Below are 16131 nucleotides of genomic sequence, written 5' to 3'. Positions count from 1 at the left end.
AGAGGACAACTTTTCACCAGATTTGACGAAGAACCTGTTTCCTGCATTTGTAGCTAGGCACCTTATCTGTTGACTTCTAACTCTAGCAACTCTTTCAACTCTTTGGCTGTTACGTGGGTGAATTGTTTTGCGATATTTCCTTTTTTATCTATTATCAGGTACATCGGTAATCCCGTCATCTGAAAATGATTCCAAAGATAACCCCACTGTTCTTTGTTCAACCAGTAATGTTCTCCGGCAATGTCTTGTATTAGTATATCCCAAGTCTTTTTTATAGAACTGGGGCCTGTGAGGTAAATGAAAGCAACTTTGTCTTCACCTATTTCTTTCTTTAGTGGTTCATATTCCTTGATGATTTGCCGGCAGCCACCGCACCAGGTAGCCCAAAAGTCGATAAACTGTACCTTCCCTTTGTGGCGGGCAATGAGAGCAGTCAACAGTTCCTTTTCCGGAACTTGTGGTGCTTCGCAAATAGTGAATTTCTTTGTTATCGTTTTCTGTCGGGGTTGCATCTGGCGGTTCATGTCTTGAATGATACCTAAGAAAATAGGATTGGTAATTTCCGAAGCCATGAGCTCTTGTCGGGGTGTCAGAGGTTGTAAATTGTAAAAACTGGAACGCATATAGATTGCTCGTATGTAGTCAACTATTAAACTTGTGCTGTCTTGTATGATATTACTAAGACGTTCTTTTGCTTTGGAGAATGACTCCCATCTGAATAGGTCATTTTCTTTGAAGTATTTTGCACTAAGTGCCATTAGCTCGCTTTCTTGCTGAAAGGAGATACCTGCTTTGAAAGCCGTTTCATATTGATGGATAAGTGTCTGTTCCTCTTTAGTGAGTGGTGCATTTTTCAATAGATTTTTTTCGTAAGCGAGTGGGTCTTTGTGGGTATCATATAAATCCATGACTACATTGCGGTAATTATAACAATAGAGTGCTAAAGGGTGATTGACTGGGAAATCCTTCAAATAATTGTGGAAATCATCGGGCAAATATACATCAAGAAAAGCAGCAAAAGCTTGTTCCCGCGTAATGTTTTCCTTCTTTTGATAAGCAGTTTGCAGGCAATAGTGGGTGGCCTGTAGATTTTCCAGGCAATCAAATGCGCATGAGAGATTGGCGAGTGTGCGAGTGTCTTCGCTGAATTGTAACTGTGCGTTGTTGTGCGTTACATATCGTTTGTATTGGTTGATACATCGTTTTTTGAATTCATTGGCACTAATGCCTACAATGGAATCCAATAGGTCGCCATCACTATAAACAGGTGGTATCTTTGTTATTAGTTCCGGCTGGCACCATTCATTGTTAATGGTAGCATATTGACCGCTAAATACAAACTGTTTTCCTGGTGGATTACTTAGATTGATAGCTACATTTGTTTCTTTTTCGGGACTTAGCAGAATGACTAAATCAGCATTTCCTATCATCATCCGTACTTGTGTATGATGGTAGAGAGGAATATTAATAGTAAAGCTTCCGTCTGACTCAACAGTCGGATAAAGAGTTTCGGCTGTTCCCATCACGATATTGGGAGCTCCGATCTTGAATATCAGATTATCATTCGGATGGTAATTGGCGATTGTACCACTTAAAATGGCCTTTCCTTTCTGATATTCGGGGATGGGTAATTGTGCTTGTGCCAGGTTGAATAACAAGGACAAACAAAGACAAGTAAATAGTCTGTTCATGTTCATAGTAGTTCTTTTATTGCATTTATTATTTCTTTATCTGTATTCTCATTACTATAACCTCTGATTACTTTTCGTATGATTCGTTCTTGGTCTACTATGAAAAAGTAGGGTGCGGCACCACCGGTCTGGTATTGTTTGATAACCTCATTTGTTGCATTTAGAATGGTATAATTCAATTCCTTTCGGTTTGCATAATTCCGGATGGCAGATACTTTACGACTCCAGGATTCTATTGCAATCAACTCAAACTCTTCACTGGTGAATAATCCTTTTAACTGTTTCAGAAGAGGAACAGCCGCCTGACAGGCACCACAACCAATGCCTGTGAAGTTGATTAGTATGATTTTGCTTTTACAGTCGGCTAATGATACCGGTTGTGCTTCTATATTTTCTAATATCCAGTCTGGAGCTTTTTTCCCTATAAGTTCGGATGCTGTTGATTCTTCATTTTTCTTGTAGAGGTCGCTGTATTTTACTATTTCATAATCTTTTGGGAAATAATCAGTCGCATTAAAGTCGTTGATTGTTAGTTTATTGATTTCAAGATTCGAACAGGTTGAAACGGAAATATCATGCGACATCTCTCTTCGTTTTTTATAAGGTAAGTCATTCGATTTGTTGACCCATAACTCATAAATAGAAGTTGTACTGTTGATATCGAATGGGGGAAGTGGTATATGATAAGCTTTTCCAAAGAATTCAACTTGTTGATTCTCATCAATTACTAATTTGAAATAATAATTATCGCCCTCGTCTTTCAACTCTGTTACAATATGATCCTTAGTGGTAAGTGCATATTTGATGATATTCTTTGCATGGTTGAAGAATGGGGGACTTACTAGTCTGAAAGGAAGTGGTCTGAATGTGAAATCATCAATTGCTAATTTCTTATTTTCGTGATAAGGTAATACTCTTATGTTGCCGTCATAACAAAATTCTAGTTTTGTTGTATCATTGGCATCTAGTGAAACATAGCTTGCGCCTATGGTTGAGTCCATTGGATTATCGTACTCTTTAACGAAGCCATGCAAGGTAAATAATGCGGTTGAATCACTAGGTTGCCAGCTTTCGTTAGTGACATAGTAGGTTGCAGATTCAATCTTTTCTAAATTGGTAAGTACTTTCTTTAAATATTCTTTTTCTGCGTTTTGTGCATTGGCGGTTATTATTTCTGCCAATAAGAGAATTGTAAGTAGTAGTTTTATTTTCATAATGAATAAGTGTTTGTTGGTTCATTGCTCAGATTTAATGCCTTACAAATCTACGAATAATTCGTAATAAAAATATATTCAGAGGGTTAAATAATATAAATATGGACTTTGGAAATCAATGATGATTAGTCTTAGTAGTGTGGATCTTATGGTATGTGTTTGTAAATGGCTTATTTATGTGGCTATTGAAGTGTCAATGGTGTTCTGAAAAAAAACGTTCCCCCTTTTCTTAAAAATATAAGAGTAAGGAGGAACGAAGTTTTGTTTTAGGTTTTATTTAAAGCTATTCTTTATACCATTGTGAGTACATCAGATAGTTGTGAGCAATTTTTTGATTCAGTTCTTTGGCTTGTTCAGGATCTACCTTTTTAATGAATTTCGCGGGTACTCCTCCCCAAATGCTTCCCGGTTCAATGATGGTATTGCTTAATACCAGAGAGCCGGCGGCAACGATTGCTCCTTCACCGACTACAACGTGATCCAGTACGGTTGACCCCATCCCGACCAATGCGTAATCTTTGATGGTCGCCCCATGAATGGTGACATTATGTCCTACGGATACGTGATCGCCAATTTCAATAGTCGATTTCTGGTATAATGTATGCAAGACACTTCCATCTTGAATATTGACACCGTTGCCGATTCGTATGGAGTTGACGTCACCTCTTAATACCGTATTAAACCAAATGCTACAATCATTTCCTATTTTTACATCTCCTATAATAGTTGCATTATCTGCGAGGAAGCAGTTTTCTCCGATTTCGGGAGTAAAACCCCGTACTGATTTAATTAAAGCCATATAATATTTGTTTCTAATAAAGTTTTTTATTTAATGCAGTTCTATGTTGTACGACACCCGGGTGTCGTGATGTATGAGACCCGGGTCTTGAGCAGTCTGACACCCGGGTGTTGGTATGCTTGACACCCGGGTGTCAGGCAAGTTCTTTTTAAAGGGAAGCAGTCGCCTCTTGTAACCAAACTTTTTCTTCTTCGTTAAGATCCGGTGATAGTTTCTCGTAGACAGTCTGATGGTAATTGTTTAACCATTCAATTTCTTCATTTGTCAGCATCTCCTTGATGATCCCTTTTTTGCAGATGGGGCATAAAGTGATAGTCTCAAACTTAAGATATTCTCCAAACATTCCCTCTCCATCTTTGCAAACTAACGTCAAGTTCTCCGTACGTATCCCGTGACTGCCTGTCTTATAAACACCAGGTTCGTTGGATGTAACCATACCGGGCTGGAGAATTACAGGGTTTTCATTCATACGAATGCTTTGTGGTCCTTCGTGTACACTCAAGAAATGCCCGACGCCGTGCCCTGTGCCATGGAGAAAGTTCATTCTGTGATTCCAGATAGGGATACGCGCCAGTACATCGAGTTGCGCACCACGGGTTCCGGCTGGGAATTTAGCCATAGCCAATGCTATGTGTCCCTTTAATATTAAGGTATAATCCGTCTTTTCCTCTTCCGTCAGTTCGCCTAATGCGATGGTACGAGTGATGTCAGTGGTTCCGTCCAAGTATTGTGCCCCTGAATCTAAGAGTAGGAATCCTTTAGGCTGAAGAGTTACATCGCTTTCCGGCGTTGCCGAATAATGCACGATTGCTCCGTGCTCTTTATATCCTGCAATGGTGTCGAAACTTTCTCCCATGTAGAGGGGCTGTGCTGCTCTGAATTCATGCAGCTTTTTATCTATACTTAATTCAGTTTCTTTTCCGGTGGATACAGATTCTTCCAGCCACTTGAGGAATCTGACAAGTGCCACTCCATCTCGTTGCATGGCAGCATGGATGCCGGCTATTTCCTGTTTATTGCGAATGGCTTTCAATAATGTGACGGGAGACTCGCCACGAATAATGGAACATTTCGGATTGATGGCCGAGTAAATCGCATAATTCGTTTTCCGTGGATCAATAAGAATATTTTCTCCGGGGAAAGAATTCAGGAATGTCTCTACCTCATCATATTTCTGTATTCCTATTTGTTGTTTCTTCAGATAAGTCTCGACCTCCGGCGTCACTTTTTCCGGAGAAATGAAGTAAGTCACCTCATCCTGTGTAATTAACAGGTAGCTCACTATGACTGGATTGCAATGTACATCGTTTCCTCGTAGATTGAGAGTCCATGCTATTTCGTCCAGTGCAGATATGAATAAGGCATAGACACCTTTCTTCTTCAACTCCGCACGGATGGCGGATATTTTTTCTTTGCAGCTTTTTCCTGCATATTTGATATCATAAATTAAGGCTGGAGAGTCAGGTATGGAGGGACGGTCTTTCCAGATGTTTTTTAATGGATCTCCAAATATATCTACCTGTAACTGATGTGCCGCTAGTTCTTCTTTCATTTGTTCTACCTGTTGCACGGAGAACATTTTCCCGTCAATGCTTACAGATTCTCCGGGTTTTAAGTGCTGGCAGAGAAACTCTGTTATGCTTGGAGTTTCCGGCAGCATCTCTTTGTAGAGTGTGATGCCACTCCCTTCCAGTTCTTTCGCTGCCTGAAGGAAGTAACGTGAGTCGGTCCATAATCCCGCTTTGTCCATCAGGATGACCGCTGTTCCTGCAGAACCCGTAAAACCGGAAATCCATTCGCGTGACATCCAGTGGGGAGCCACATACTCACTAAGATGAGGGTCGGTGCTGGGGATAATGAATGCTTTGATGTAATTGGGATGGAATGTCATGCGCAGAGCATGTATTCGTTCTTTTATGTTCTGTTTCATACCTTATTATATTATTATAGACATGTAAGTGTTTCAAAGGTACTAACTTTCCGCATTTAATGACTTGTTTATGAATAGTTTTTGAGAAATATTTGCCGAAAGTTTTGTGAATAAAGAAAGTATGTGTAATTTTGCGGCGCAATTTGACTGCGGAATTTTTTTAATCATAACATATTAATAATAACAAAATGATTGTAGTACCTGTAAAAGAAGGCGAAAACATTGAAAAAGCGCTGAAGAAGTTCAAAAGAAAATTTGAGAAAACTGGCATCGTAAAAGAATTGAGAAGCAGACAGCAGTTTGATAAACCGTCTGTAACTAAGAGACTTAAGAAAGAACGCGCAGTTTACGTACAACAACTTCAGCAAGTAGAAGATTAATAATTCGTAATTTCCTTTGAATTATTGAATTCTTTTCATACATTCGTTGCACGATTTTAGATGTAGCGATATTATGTTGATAGAATCTTTTCTTGATTATCTCCAGTATGAGCGGAACTATTCTGAAAAGACCGTTCTTGCGTACGGTGAAGATATAAAGCAACTGCAGGAGTTTGCTCAGGAAGAGTATGGGAAGTTTGATCCGTTAGAGGTCGAGGCGGAACTGATTCGTGAATGGATTGTTTCATTGATGGATAAAGGGTATACCTCAACTTCTGTAAATCGTAAGCTAAGTTCGCTCCGAACGTTTTACAAGTATCTCATAAGACAGGGAGAAACGACTATAGATCCTTTGCGTAAAATAAAAGGACCTAAAAACAAAAAGCCGTTGCCTGTGTTCTTAAAAGAGAACGAAATGAATAGGTTATTGGATGATACGGATTTTGGCCAAGGATTTAAAGGTTGTCGGGACCGGTTGGTGATTGAAGTGTTTTATGCTACTGGCATGAGACTTTCGGAATTAATAGGTTTGGATGATAAGGATGTGGATTTTTCGGCTTCTCTTCTGAAAGTGACCGGGAAAAGAAATAAGCAACGGCTGATTCCGTTCGGTGACGAACTGCAGGAGCTGATGCTTGAATATATTAATGTAAGAAACGAAACGATTCCGGAAAGGTCGGAAGCTTTCTTTATTAGAGAGAATGGTGAACGGCTTTACAAGAATCTAGTCTATAATTTAGTGAAACGGAACCTGTCAAAGGTGGTGACGTTGAAGAAAAAGAGTCCTCACGTGTTGAGGCATACTTTTGCTACCACAATGCTGAACAATGAAGCAGAACTGGGGGCGGTAAAAGAACTTTTGGGTCACGAGAGCATAACAACTACCGAGATCTACACACATGCCACATTTGAAGAACTTAAAAAAGTGTATAAACAAGCTCATCCAAGAGCTTAAAAAAAAGGAGGTAAGTATGGATGTTAGAATTCAATCAATTCACTTTGATGCGTCAGAGCAATTGCAGGCATTTATTCAGAAGAAAGTGTCCAAGTTGGAAAAATATTACGAAGATATAAAGAAAGTAGAGGTGTCATTAAAGGTAGTTAAACCAGAAGTTGCTGAAAACAAGGAAGCGGGCATTAAAATATTGATTCCAAATGGAGAGTTTTATGCAAGCAAAGTATGCGATACATTTGAAGAAGCAATTGATTTAGATGTGGAAGCACTCGGAAAACAGCTGGTTAAATACAAGGAAAAGCAACGTAGCAAATAAAAAAATCCCAAATATTTTGCGGGAAAGAAATAAATAACTAAATTTGCAGCCGTTTCGCTCGCGTTAGAACGTGACGGTTGCATTTTTTAGTAAGTTTGCCTCTTTAGCTCAGTTGGCCAGAGCACGTGATTTGTAATCTCGGGGTCGTTGGTTCGAATCCGACAAGAGGCTCAAAAAGAAACCGAAGAACAAAGATAGAACATCTGTCTTTATTATATTGTTTGAAAATAGTTCTTTTATTTCTTGATTTTGAAAAGGGCAAATACCAGAGTGGCCAAATGGGGCAGACTGTAAATCTGCTGGCTTACGCCTTCGGTGGTTCGAATCCATCTTTGCCCACAATCAGAGTGACAACTTTGGCAAGAATGCGGAAGTAGCTCAGTTGATAGAGCATTAGCCTTCCAAGCTGAGGGTCGCGGGTTTGAGCCCCGTCTTCCGCTCTCTTTTCTTGCTGTTATAGCTCAGTGGTAGAGCACTTCCTTGGTAAGGAAGAGGTCCCGGGTTCAAATCCCGGTAACAGCTCATAAAGGATGTAAATGCTGATTATTAATCAAATAAATAACAAGTAAAGCTATGGCTAAAGAGAAATTTGAACGTACCAAACCGCACGTAAACATTGGTACAATCGGTCACGTAGACCACGGTAAGACAACGTTGACAGCTGCTATCACTACTGTGTTGGCAAAGAAAGGTCTTTCAGAATTGCGTTCTTTCGATTCTATCGACAACGCTCCTGAAGAAAAAGAAAGAGGTATTACTATCAATACTTCTCACGTTGAATATCAAACAGCTAACCGTCACTATGCACACGTAGACTGTCCGGGTCACGCCGACTACGTAAAGAACATGGTAACTGGTGCTGCTCAGATGGACGGTGCTATCATCGTTTGTGCTGCAACTGATGGTCCGATGCCTCAAACTCGCGAACACATCCTGTTGGCTCGTCAGGTAAACGTACCTCGTCTGGTTGTATTCTTGAACAAGTGCGATATGGTAGACGACGAAGAAATGTTGGAACTCGTTGAAATGGAAATGAGAGAACTTCTTTCATTCTATGATTTCGATGGTGACAATACTCCTATCATCCGTGGTTCTGCTCTTGGCGCATTGAACGGTGTTGAAAAATGGGAAGACAAAGTTATGGAACTGATGGATGCAGTTGATAACTGGATTCCACTGCCTCCGCGCGATGTTGATAAACCATTCTTGATGCCGGTTGAAGACGTGTTCTCTATCACAGGTCGTGGTACTGTAGCAACAGGTCGTATCGAAACTGGTGTTATCCACGTTGGTGATGAAATCGAAATCCTTGGTTTAGGTGAAGATAAGAAATCAGTTGTAACTGGTGTTGAAATGTTCCGTAAACTGTTGGATCAAGGTGAAGCTGGTGACAACGTAGGTCTTTTGCTTCGTGGTATTGACAAGAACGAAATCAAACGTGGTATGGTTCTTTGTAAACCAGGTCAGATTAAACCGCACTCTAAATTCAAAGCTGAGGTTTATATCTTGAAGAAAGAAGAAGGTGGTCGTCACACTCCGTTCCACAACAAATACCGTCCTCAGTTCTACTTGCGTACTATGGACTGTACAGGTGAAATCACTTTGCCGGAAGGAACAGAAATGGTAATGCCGGGTGATAACGTAACTATTACAGTTGAGTTGATCTACCCAGTAGCATTGAACCCGGGTCTTCGTTTCGCTATCCGCGAAGGTGGACGTACGGTAGGTGCTGGTCAGATTACTGAAATTATCGACTAATACACAATAATTAATCAGTTCCCGGTTTTCCATCGGGAACTGATTATGTACACACGGGAGTAGCTCAGTTGGTAGAGCACCGGTCTCCAAAACCGGGTGTCGGGAGTTCGAGCCTCTCCTCCCGTGCTAATATTATTGAAATGAAAAAGGTAATAGCTTATATTAAAGAATCTTACGACGAACTTGTACATAAAGTATCGTGGCCTACGTATTCTGAACTTGCTAACAGTGCAGTAGTTGTTTTATATGCTTCCCTGCTTATTGCATTGGTAGTATGGGGTATGGATGTCTGTTTCCAGAACTTCATGGAAAAAATCGTTTATCCACATTAAAAAATTAGGAATTGAAAATGGCTGAGATTGAAAAGAAATGGTACGTTCTACGTGCTATTAGCGGTAAAGAAGCTAAGGTAAAGGAATATCTTGAAGCTGATCTTAAGAACAGCGACCTTGGTGAATATGTATCTCAGGTATTGATTCCTACTGAAAAAGTTTACCAGGTTCGCAATGGTAAAAAAATTGTGAAGGAAAGAAGTTATCTTCCTGGCTACGTTTTAGTGGAGGCTGCTTTGGTTGGTGAGGTCGCTCATCACCTGCGCAATACTCCGAATGTGATAGGCTTTTTAGGCGGCTCCGAAAAACCGGTGCCTCTCAGACAATCAGAAGTGAATCGTATACTTGGTACAGTGGACGAACTGCAGGAAACGGGTGAAGAACTCAATATTCCGTACGTAGTGGGAGAAACTGTAAAAGTTACTTTTGGACCTTTCAGCGGATTCAGTGGTATCATTGAAGAAGTGAATAGTGAAAAAAAGAAACTAAAGGTCATGGTGAAGATATTCGGGCGCAAAACGCCGCTTGAATTGGGCTTTATGCAAGTGGAAAAGGAATAACGCGGAATTGTTACGCTGTTGTTGTTCTTCGTTTAATGTTTATATATAAATCAATAAAAAAATGGCTAAAGAAGTTGCTGGACTAATCAAGTTACAGATTAAAGGAGGCGCTGCAAATCCATCACCTCCCGTTGGACCTGCTTTGGGTTCTAAGGGTATCAATATCATGGAATTTTGCAAGCAATTCAATGCCAGAACCCAAGACAAAGCAGGTAAGATTTTACCTGTTATCATTACTTACTACGCAGATAAGTCTTTCGATTTTGTAATCAAGACTCCTCCCGTTGCTATTCAATTACTTGAAGTAGCTAAGGTAAAGAGTGGTTCTGCTGAGCCTAACCGTAAGAAAGTTGCCGAGCTTACTTGGGAACAGGTTCGTACGATTGCTCAGGACAAAATGGTTGACTTAAACTGTTTTACTGTGGAAGCTGCCATGAGAATGGTTGCAGGTACAGCTAGAAGTATGGGTATCGCTGTAAAAGGGGAGTTCCCGGTTAATAATTAATAAACTTCAATTGTAATGGGTAAACTGACAAAAAATCAAAAGTTAGCTGCAGAAAAGATTGAAGCAGGGAAAGCATACTCACTGAAAGAAGCTGCATCTTTGGTAAAAGAAATCACTTTTACTAAGTTTGATGCTTCACTGGATATTGATGTACGTTTAGGTGTTGATCCACGTAAAGCTAACCAGATGGTGAGAGGTGTTGTTTCACTTCCTCATGGTACTGGTAAAGAAGTACGTGTATTGGTACTTTGTACACCGGATGCTGAAGCTGCTGCAAAAGAAGCTGGTGCTGACTACGTTGGTCTTGACGAATATATTGAAAAGATCAAAGGTGGATGGACTGATATTGATGTAATCATCACTATGCCATCTATCATGGGTAAAATTGGTGCGCTCGGTCGTGTTCTCGGTCCTCGTGGATTGATGCCGAACCCTAAGAGTGGTACTGTAACTATGGATGTTGCTAAGGCTGTAAAAGAAGTAAAACAAGGTAAGATTGACTTTAAAGTTGATAAGAGCGGTATCGTTCACACTTCTATCGGTAAGGTATCATTCAGTCCTGATCAGATTCGCGACAACGCGAAAGAGTTCATCTCTACTCTGAACAAACTGAAACCGACCGCAGCAAAGGGTACATATATTAAGAGTATTTATCTTTCTAGTACAATGAGTGCGGGTATTAAAATCGACCCGAAATCAGTGGATGAAATCTAATAAAACAGAGAAATAATGAGAAAGGAAGATAAAAGTACGATTATAGAGCAAATTGCTGCTACAGTAAAGGAATATGGTCACTTCTACTTGGTAGACGTTACAGCTATGAACGCTGCTGCTACCAGTGCATTGAGAAGAGATTGTTTTAAATCAGACATCAAATTGATGTTGGTTAAAAACACGCTGCTTCACAAAGCACTTGAAAGCTTGGAAGAAGACTTCTCACCTCTTTACGGTTCTTTGAAAGGTACTACTGCTGTTATGTTTAGCAATACTGCAAACGTTCCTGCTAAGTTAATCAAAGACAAAGCGAAAGACGGTATTCCCGGACTGAAAGCTGCATATGCAGAAGAAAGCTTCTACATTGGTGCTGATCAATTGGATGCTCTCGTTTCAATCAAGAGTAAGAATGAAGTTATCGCCGATATCGTTGCCCTGTTGCAATCTCCGGCCAAGAATGTTATTTCTGCTCTTCAATCAGGTGGTAACACCCTTCACGGAGTTCTCAAGACTCTTGGTGAACGTCCCGAATAATTTTCAAAAATCAACAAAGTATTTAAACAATTAAAATCATACAAAAAATGGCAGATTTGAAAGCTTTTGCAGAACAATTAGTTAACTTGACAGTAAAAGAAGTTAATGAACTTGCAACTATCCTTAAAGAAGAATACGGTATTGAACCTGCTGCTGCAGCTGTAGCTGTTGCTGCTGGTCCTGCAGCTGGTGCTGCTGCCGCAGAAGAAAAAACTTCTTTCGACGTAGTATTGAAGAGCGCTGGTGCAGCTAAACTTCAAGTAGTTAAGGCCGTTAAGGAAGCTTGTGGTCTTGGTTTGAAAGAAGCTAAAGACTTGGTAGACGGTGCTCCTAGCACAGTAAAAGAAGGTTTGGCTAAAGACGAAGCAGAATCATTGAAGAAAACATTGGAAGAAGCTGGAGCTGAAGTTGAACTTAAATAACATTGGCCTGGTAATCAGGTAATTCGGTTAGGAATCCTTCACAAGAGGATTCTTAACCTTTTTGTGTATATATTTCAAATTAAGTTCTCCAAATTCATTGACAGATGTCTTCAAATACTGTAAATCAAAGAGTTAATTTTGCTTCGACTAAGAATCCGCTAGAATACCCGGATTTCCTGGAAGTACAATTGAAGTCATTCCAAGACTTTCTACAATTAGATACCCCACCTGAAAAGCGTAAGAATGAGGGATTGTATAAAGTATTTGCTGAAAACTTCCCTATTGCCGATACAAGAAACAATTTTGTTCTTGAGTTTCTGGACTATTATATTGATCCGCCGCGTTATACCATTGATGATTGTATAGAGCGTGGGCTTACTTATAGTGTTCCCTTAAAAGCGAAACTTAAGCTTTACTGTACGGACCCCGATCATGAGGATTTTGATACAGTGATTCAGGACGTATTCCTCGGCCCGATTCCTTATATGACTGATAAGGCTACTTTCGTCATTAACGGTGCCGAACGCGTAGTTGTGTCACAGCTTCACCGTTCTCCGGGTGTGTTCTTCGGTCAGAGTGTACATGCCAATGGTACGAAACTTTATTCGGCTCGTATTATTCCGTTTAAGGGTTCGTGGATTGAGTTTGCTACTGACATCAATAATGTGATGTACGCATATATCGACCGTAAGAAGAAATTGCCGGTGACTACATTGTTGCGTGCAATTGGCTTCGAGAATGACAAAGATATTCTTGAGATTTTCGATCTTGCAGAAGATGTGAAGGTAAACAAGACAAATCTGAAGAAGGTGTTAGGCCGTAAACTGGCTGCACGTGTCTTGAAAACATGGATTGAAGATTTCGTTGATGAAGATACCGGTGAAGTGGTTTCTATTGAACGTAACGAAGTTATTATCGACCGTGAAACCGTACTGGAAGAGGAGCATATTGATGAAATTTTGGAGTCGGGAGTTCAGAACATCCTTTTGCATAAGGATGAACCGAATCAGTCCGATTTCTCTATCATATATAATACGTTGCAGAAGGACCCGAGTAACTCGGAAAAAGAAGCTGTGTTGTATATCTACCGTCAGTTGCGTAATGCCGATCCGGCTGATGACGCAAGTGCAAGGGAGGTTATCAATAACTTGTTCTTCTCAGAAAAACGATATGACCTTGGTGATGTAGGCCGTTACAGAATCAACAAAAAGTTGAATCTGACGACTGATATGGACGTGCGTGTCCTCACGAAGGAAGATATTATTGAAATCATCAAATATCTGATTGAGTTGATTAACTCAAAAGCGGATGTGGATGATATTGACCACTTGAGTAACCGTCGTGTACGTACTGTTGGTGAACAGCTTTCTAATCAGTTTGCTGTGGGGCTGGCTCGTATGTCTCGTACGATTCGTGAACGTATGAACGTTCGTGACAATGAAGTGTTTACTCCGATTGATTTGATTAATGCGAAGACTATTTCTTCAGTAATCAACTCATTCTTCGGAACGAACGCGTTGTCGCAGTTCATGGACCAGACAAACCCGCTGGCTGAAATTACGCACAAACGTCGTATGTCTGCCCTTGGTCCTGGTGGTCTTTCCCGTGAACGTGCCGGATTTGAGGTTCGTGACGTTCACTATACACACTATGGTCGTCTTTGTCCGATTGAGACTCCTGAAGGTCCGAACATCGGTTTGATTTCTTCATTGTGTGTATTTGCTAAGATTAATGAGCTAGGATTCATTGAAACTCCCTACCGCAAGGTGGAAAATGGGAAAGTGGATCTTTCTGATAACGGTCTGATTTATCTGACTGCTGAAGAAGAGGAAGAAAAGGTTATTGCGCAGGGAAATGCTCCGTTGAATGACGATGGTACATTCGTACTTAACAGGGTGAAGTCTCGTCAAGATGCAGATTTCCCGGTTGTTGAACCATCTGAAGTTGACTTGATGGACGTTGCTCCTCAGCAGATTGCATCTATTGCAGCTTCTTTGATTCCATTCTTGGAACATGACGATGCTAACCGTGCATTGATGGGATCGAACATGATGCGCCAAGCGGTTCCTTTGTTGAGAAGTGAAGCTCCAATCGTAGGTACAGGTATCGAACGTCAGTTGGTAAGAGACTCTCGTACCCAGATTACTGCAGAAGGCGATGGTGTGGTTGACTATGTGGATGCTACTACTATCCGTATTTTGTATGACCGTACGGAAGACGAAGAATTTGTAAGTTTCGAACCTGCTTTGAAGGAATATAGAATACCTAAGTTCCGTAAGACTAACCAGAACATGACGATTGACTTACGTCCGATTTGTGACAAAGGCCAGCGTGTGAAGAAAGGTGATATCTTGACTGAAGGTTATTCTACTGAAAAGGGTGAATTGGCATTGGGTAAGAACCTGTTGGTAGCTTATATGCCTTGGAAGGGTTACAACTATGAGGATGCTATCGTATTGAACGAACGTGTGGTACGCGAAGACTTGTTGACTTCAGTTCACGTAGAGGAATATTCTCTGGAAGTTCGTGAGACAAAACGTGGTATGGAAGAGTTGACTTCTGATATCCCGAATGTAAGTGAAGAAGCTACCAAAGACTTGGATGAAAACGGTATCGTAAGAATCGGTGCTCGTATCGAGCCGGGTGATATCATGATTGGTAAGATTACGCCGAAGGGTGAATCTGATCCTTCTCCGGAAGAAAAACTGCTTCGGGCTATCTTCGGTGATAAGGCAGGTGACGTGAAAGATGCTTCTTTGAAAGCTTCTCCTTCTTTGAAAGGTGTGGTGATTGATAAGAAACTTTTCTCACGTGTGATTAAGAATCGTAGCTCTAAACTGGCCGATAAAGCATTGTTGCCTAAGATTGATGATGAATTTGAATCTAAGGTAGCTGACTTGAAACGTATCCTGGTTAAGAAACTGATGACTTTGACTGAAGGTAAGGTTTCTCAAGGTGTGAAAGACTATTTGGGTGCGGAAGTTATTGCGAAAGGTTCTAAGTTCAGTGCTTCTGATTTTGATTCACTTGACTTTACTTCTATTCAATTGAGCAACTGGACAAGCGACGATCATATTAACGGTATGATTCGTGATCTGGTGATGAATTTCATTAAGAAATATAAAGAGCTGGATGCTGAATTGAAACGTAAGAAGTTTGCTATTACAATTGGTGATGAACTTCCTGCTGGTATTATCCAGATGGCAAAAGTATATATTGCTAAGAAACGTAAGATTGGTGTGGGTGATAAGATGGCTGGTCGCCACGGTAACAAGGGTATTGTATCCCGTGTTGTTCGTCAGGAAGATATGCCGTTCTTGGCTGATGGTACTCCGGTTGACATCGTGTTGAATCCATTGGGTGTGCCTTCTCGTATGAACATTGGTCAGATTTTTGAAGCTGTACTCGGACGTGCCGGAAAAACGTTGGGCGTGAAATTTGCGACTCCTATTTTCGACGGTGCTACCATGGAAGATCTGGATCAGTGGACAGACAAGGCAGGATTGCCTCGCTACTGTAAGACTTATCTTTGTGATGGTGGTACAGGTGAGCAATTTGACCAGGCAGCTACTGTGGGCGTAACTTACATGTTGAAGTTGGGCCACATGGTTGAAGACAAGATGCATGCTCGTTCTATCGGTCCGTACTCATTGATTACTCAGCAACCTCTTGGTGGTAAAGCTCAATTCGGTGGTCAGCGTTTCGGAGAAATGGAGGTTTGGGCACTCGAAGGTTTCGGTGCTGCCCATATCTTGCAGGAAATCCTGACTATCAAATCTGATGACGTGGTAGGACGTTCGAAGGCTTATGAAGCAATTGTGAAAGGTGAACCGATGCCACAACCTGGTATTCCGGAATCCTTGAACGTATTGTTGCACGAGTTGAGAGGTTTAGGTTTGAGTATCAACCTAGAATAAAATAATGAAAGAATGTGAGATGTCAATGTACCGATGAAGGTCTGTTGGCATCCGCACTTTTTTCAATTTCCAATGATTCAATTATCAAATCTCAATTATATAGA

Annotated in this window: 15 protein-coding genes and 5 tRNA genes; 16 read left to right on the top strand and 4 right to left on the bottom strand. The window is 40.8% G+C overall.

The window, feature by feature from the left end; all coding sequences use genetic code 11:
• Positions 1-62: 62 nt before the first annotated feature.
• The 4 genes from KQP79_RS12515 to KQP79_RS12500 form a co-directional block, all read right to left on the bottom strand.
• Positions 63-1697 (bottom strand): TlpA family protein disulfide reductase, encoded by a 1635-nt coding sequence (locus KQP79_RS12515; RefSeq protein ID WP_162864666.1) that lies wholly within the window; start codon positions 1695-1697, stop codon positions 63-65.
• Positions 1694-2905: a peroxiredoxin family protein gene (locus KQP79_RS12510; RefSeq protein WP_138343767.1), complete on the bottom strand. Its 1212-nt coding sequence runs from the start codon at positions 2903-2905 to the stop codon at positions 1694-1696. The genes KQP79_RS12515 and KQP79_RS12510 overlap by 4 nt, the downstream gene beginning before the upstream one ends.
• 283 nt (positions 2906-3188) lie before the next feature.
• Positions 3189-3704: a gamma carbonic anhydrase family protein gene (locus KQP79_RS12505; protein ID WP_004307560.1), complete on the bottom strand. Its 516-nt coding sequence runs from the start codon at positions 3702-3704 to the stop codon at positions 3189-3191.
• A 148-nt stretch (positions 3705-3852) separates the two neighbouring features.
• A complete protein-coding gene (locus KQP79_RS12500; protein WP_004310897.1) occupies positions 3853-5634 on the bottom strand; it encodes an aminopeptidase P family protein in 1782 nt (593 codons plus the stop codon).
• A gap of 188 nt (positions 5635-5822) precedes the next feature.
• On the opposite strand from KQP79_RS12500, the gene rpsU reads away from it, so the two are divergent.
• From rpsU to rpoB, 16 genes are all read left to right on the top strand, one after another.
• Positions 5823-6014 (top strand): 30S ribosomal protein S21, encoded by a 192-nt coding sequence (rpsU, locus tag KQP79_RS12495; RefSeq protein WP_002558090.1) that lies wholly within the window; start codon positions 5823-5825, stop codon positions 6012-6014.
• 73 nt (positions 6015-6087) lie between these two features.
• Positions 6088-6969, top strand: coding sequence for a tyrosine recombinase XerC (gene xerC / locus KQP79_RS12490; RefSeq protein ID WP_004310896.1), 882 nt, complete (start codon positions 6088-6090; stop codon positions 6967-6969).
• A 16-nt stretch (positions 6970-6985) separates the two neighbouring features.
• Entirely contained in the window at positions 6986-7285 is a 300-nt protein-coding gene (gene hpf, locus KQP79_RS12485; protein ID WP_004310895.1) for a ribosome hibernation-promoting factor, HPF/YfiA family, read from the top strand.
• A gap of 97 nt (positions 7286-7382) precedes the next feature.
• Positions 7383-7456: transfer RNA gene (locus KQP79_RS12480), tRNA-Thr, on the top strand.
• Positions 7457-7541: 85 nt separating this feature from the next.
• A tRNA-Tyr gene (locus KQP79_RS12475) sits at positions 7542-7624 on the top strand.
• Between the two features lie 28 nt (positions 7625-7652).
• Positions 7653-7725: transfer RNA gene (locus KQP79_RS12470), tRNA-Gly, on the top strand.
• A gap of 10 nt (positions 7726-7735) precedes the next feature.
• Positions 7736-7807 (top strand) — tRNA-Thr (locus KQP79_RS12465).
• A gap of 51 nt (positions 7808-7858) precedes the next feature.
• On the top strand, positions 7859-9043 hold the full coding sequence (tuf, locus tag KQP79_RS12460; RefSeq protein WP_004307553.1) for an elongation factor Tu: 1185 nt from the start codon (positions 7859-7861) through the stop codon (positions 9041-9043).
• 53 nt (positions 9044-9096) lie between these two features.
• Positions 9097-9169 (top strand) — tRNA-Trp (locus KQP79_RS12455).
• A 14-nt stretch (positions 9170-9183) separates the two neighbouring features.
• Entirely contained in the window at positions 9184-9375 is a 192-nt protein-coding gene (gene secE / locus KQP79_RS12450) for a preprotein translocase subunit SecE (RefSeq protein WP_004296363.1), read from the top strand.
• Between the two features lie 17 nt (positions 9376-9392).
• Positions 9393-9935, top strand: a complete 543-nt coding sequence (gene nusG / locus KQP79_RS12445; protein ID WP_004296362.1) for a transcription termination/antitermination protein NusG — start codon at positions 9393-9395, stop codon at positions 9933-9935.
• Positions 9936-9996: 61 nt separating this feature from the next.
• Positions 9997-10440, top strand: a complete 444-nt coding sequence (gene rplK, locus KQP79_RS12440) for a 50S ribosomal protein L11 (RefSeq protein ID WP_004296361.1) — start codon at positions 9997-9999, stop codon at positions 10438-10440.
• 15 nt (positions 10441-10455) lie between these two features.
• Entirely contained in the window at positions 10456-11154 is a 699-nt protein-coding gene (rplA, locus tag KQP79_RS12435) for a 50S ribosomal protein L1 (protein ID WP_004310894.1), read from the top strand.
• A 15-nt stretch (positions 11155-11169) separates the two neighbouring features.
• A complete protein-coding gene (gene rplJ, locus KQP79_RS12430; protein ID WP_004310893.1) occupies positions 11170-11688 on the top strand; it encodes a 50S ribosomal protein L10 in 519 nt (172 codons plus the stop codon).
• Positions 11689-11735: 47 nt separating this feature from the next.
• Positions 11736-12110: a 50S ribosomal protein L7/L12 gene (gene rplL / locus KQP79_RS12425; RefSeq protein ID WP_004296358.1), complete on the top strand. Its 375-nt coding sequence runs from the start codon at positions 11736-11738 to the stop codon at positions 12108-12110.
• Between the two features lie 104 nt (positions 12111-12214).
• Complete coding sequence (gene rpoB, locus KQP79_RS12420) at positions 12215-16027, top strand: DNA-directed RNA polymerase subunit beta (protein WP_004310892.1); 3813 nt, start codon at positions 12215-12217, stop codon at positions 16025-16027.
• The last annotated feature ends 104 nt before the right edge of the window (positions 16028-16131 follow it).

Source organism: Bacteroides sp. DH3716P (genome assembly GCF_025914115.1).
GTDB classification, from domain to species: Bacteria; Bacteroidota; Bacteroidia; order Bacteroidales; family Bacteroidaceae; genus Bacteroides; species Bacteroides ovatus.
This window is presented reverse-complemented; position numbering and strand designations above follow the sequence as displayed.

What these genes read in the sequence shown, in the direction of transcription:
- KQP79_RS12515 (WP_162864666.1), bottom strand. Translation starts at nt 1,697, where the DNA reads ATGAACATGAACAGACTATTTACTTGTCTTTGTTTGTCCTTGTTATTC.
- KQP79_RS12510 (WP_138343767.1), bottom strand. Translation starts at nt 2,905, where the DNA reads ATGAAAATAAAACTACTACTTACAATTCTCTTATTGGCAGAAATAATA.
- KQP79_RS12505 (WP_004307560.1), bottom strand. Translation starts at nt 3,704, where the DNA reads ATGGCTTTAATTAAATCAGTACGGGGTTTTACTCCCGAAATCGGAGAA.
- KQP79_RS12500 (WP_004310897.1), bottom strand. Translation starts at nt 5,634, where the DNA reads ATGAAACAGAACATAAAAGAACGAATACATGCTCTGCGCATGACATTC.
- rpsU (WP_002558090.1), top strand. Translation starts at nt 5,823, where the DNA reads ATGATTGTAGTACCTGTAAAAGAAGGCGAAAACATTGAAAAAGCGCTG.
- xerC (WP_004310896.1), top strand. Translation starts at nt 6,088, where the DNA reads ATGTTGATAGAATCTTTTCTTGATTATCTCCAGTATGAGCGGAACTAT.
- hpf (WP_004310895.1), top strand. Translation starts at nt 6,986, where the DNA reads ATGGATGTTAGAATTCAATCAATTCACTTTGATGCGTCAGAGCAATTG.
- tuf (WP_004307553.1), top strand. Translation starts at nt 7,859, where the DNA reads ATGGCTAAAGAGAAATTTGAACGTACCAAACCGCACGTAAACATTGGT.
- secE (WP_004296363.1), top strand. Translation starts at nt 9,184, where the DNA reads ATGAAAAAGGTAATAGCTTATATTAAAGAATCTTACGACGAACTTGTA.
- nusG (WP_004296362.1), top strand. Translation starts at nt 9,393, where the DNA reads ATGGCTGAGATTGAAAAGAAATGGTACGTTCTACGTGCTATTAGCGGT.
- rplK (WP_004296361.1), top strand. Translation starts at nt 9,997, where the DNA reads ATGGCTAAAGAAGTTGCTGGACTAATCAAGTTACAGATTAAAGGAGGC.
- rplA (WP_004310894.1), top strand. Translation starts at nt 10,456, where the DNA reads ATGGGTAAACTGACAAAAAATCAAAAGTTAGCTGCAGAAAAGATTGAA.
- rplJ (WP_004310893.1), top strand. Translation starts at nt 11,170, where the DNA reads ATGAGAAAGGAAGATAAAAGTACGATTATAGAGCAAATTGCTGCTACA.
- rplL (WP_004296358.1), top strand. Translation starts at nt 11,736, where the DNA reads ATGGCAGATTTGAAAGCTTTTGCAGAACAATTAGTTAACTTGACAGTA.
- rpoB (WP_004310892.1), top strand. Translation starts at nt 12,215, where the DNA reads ATGTCTTCAAATACTGTAAATCAAAGAGTTAATTTTGCTTCGACTAAG.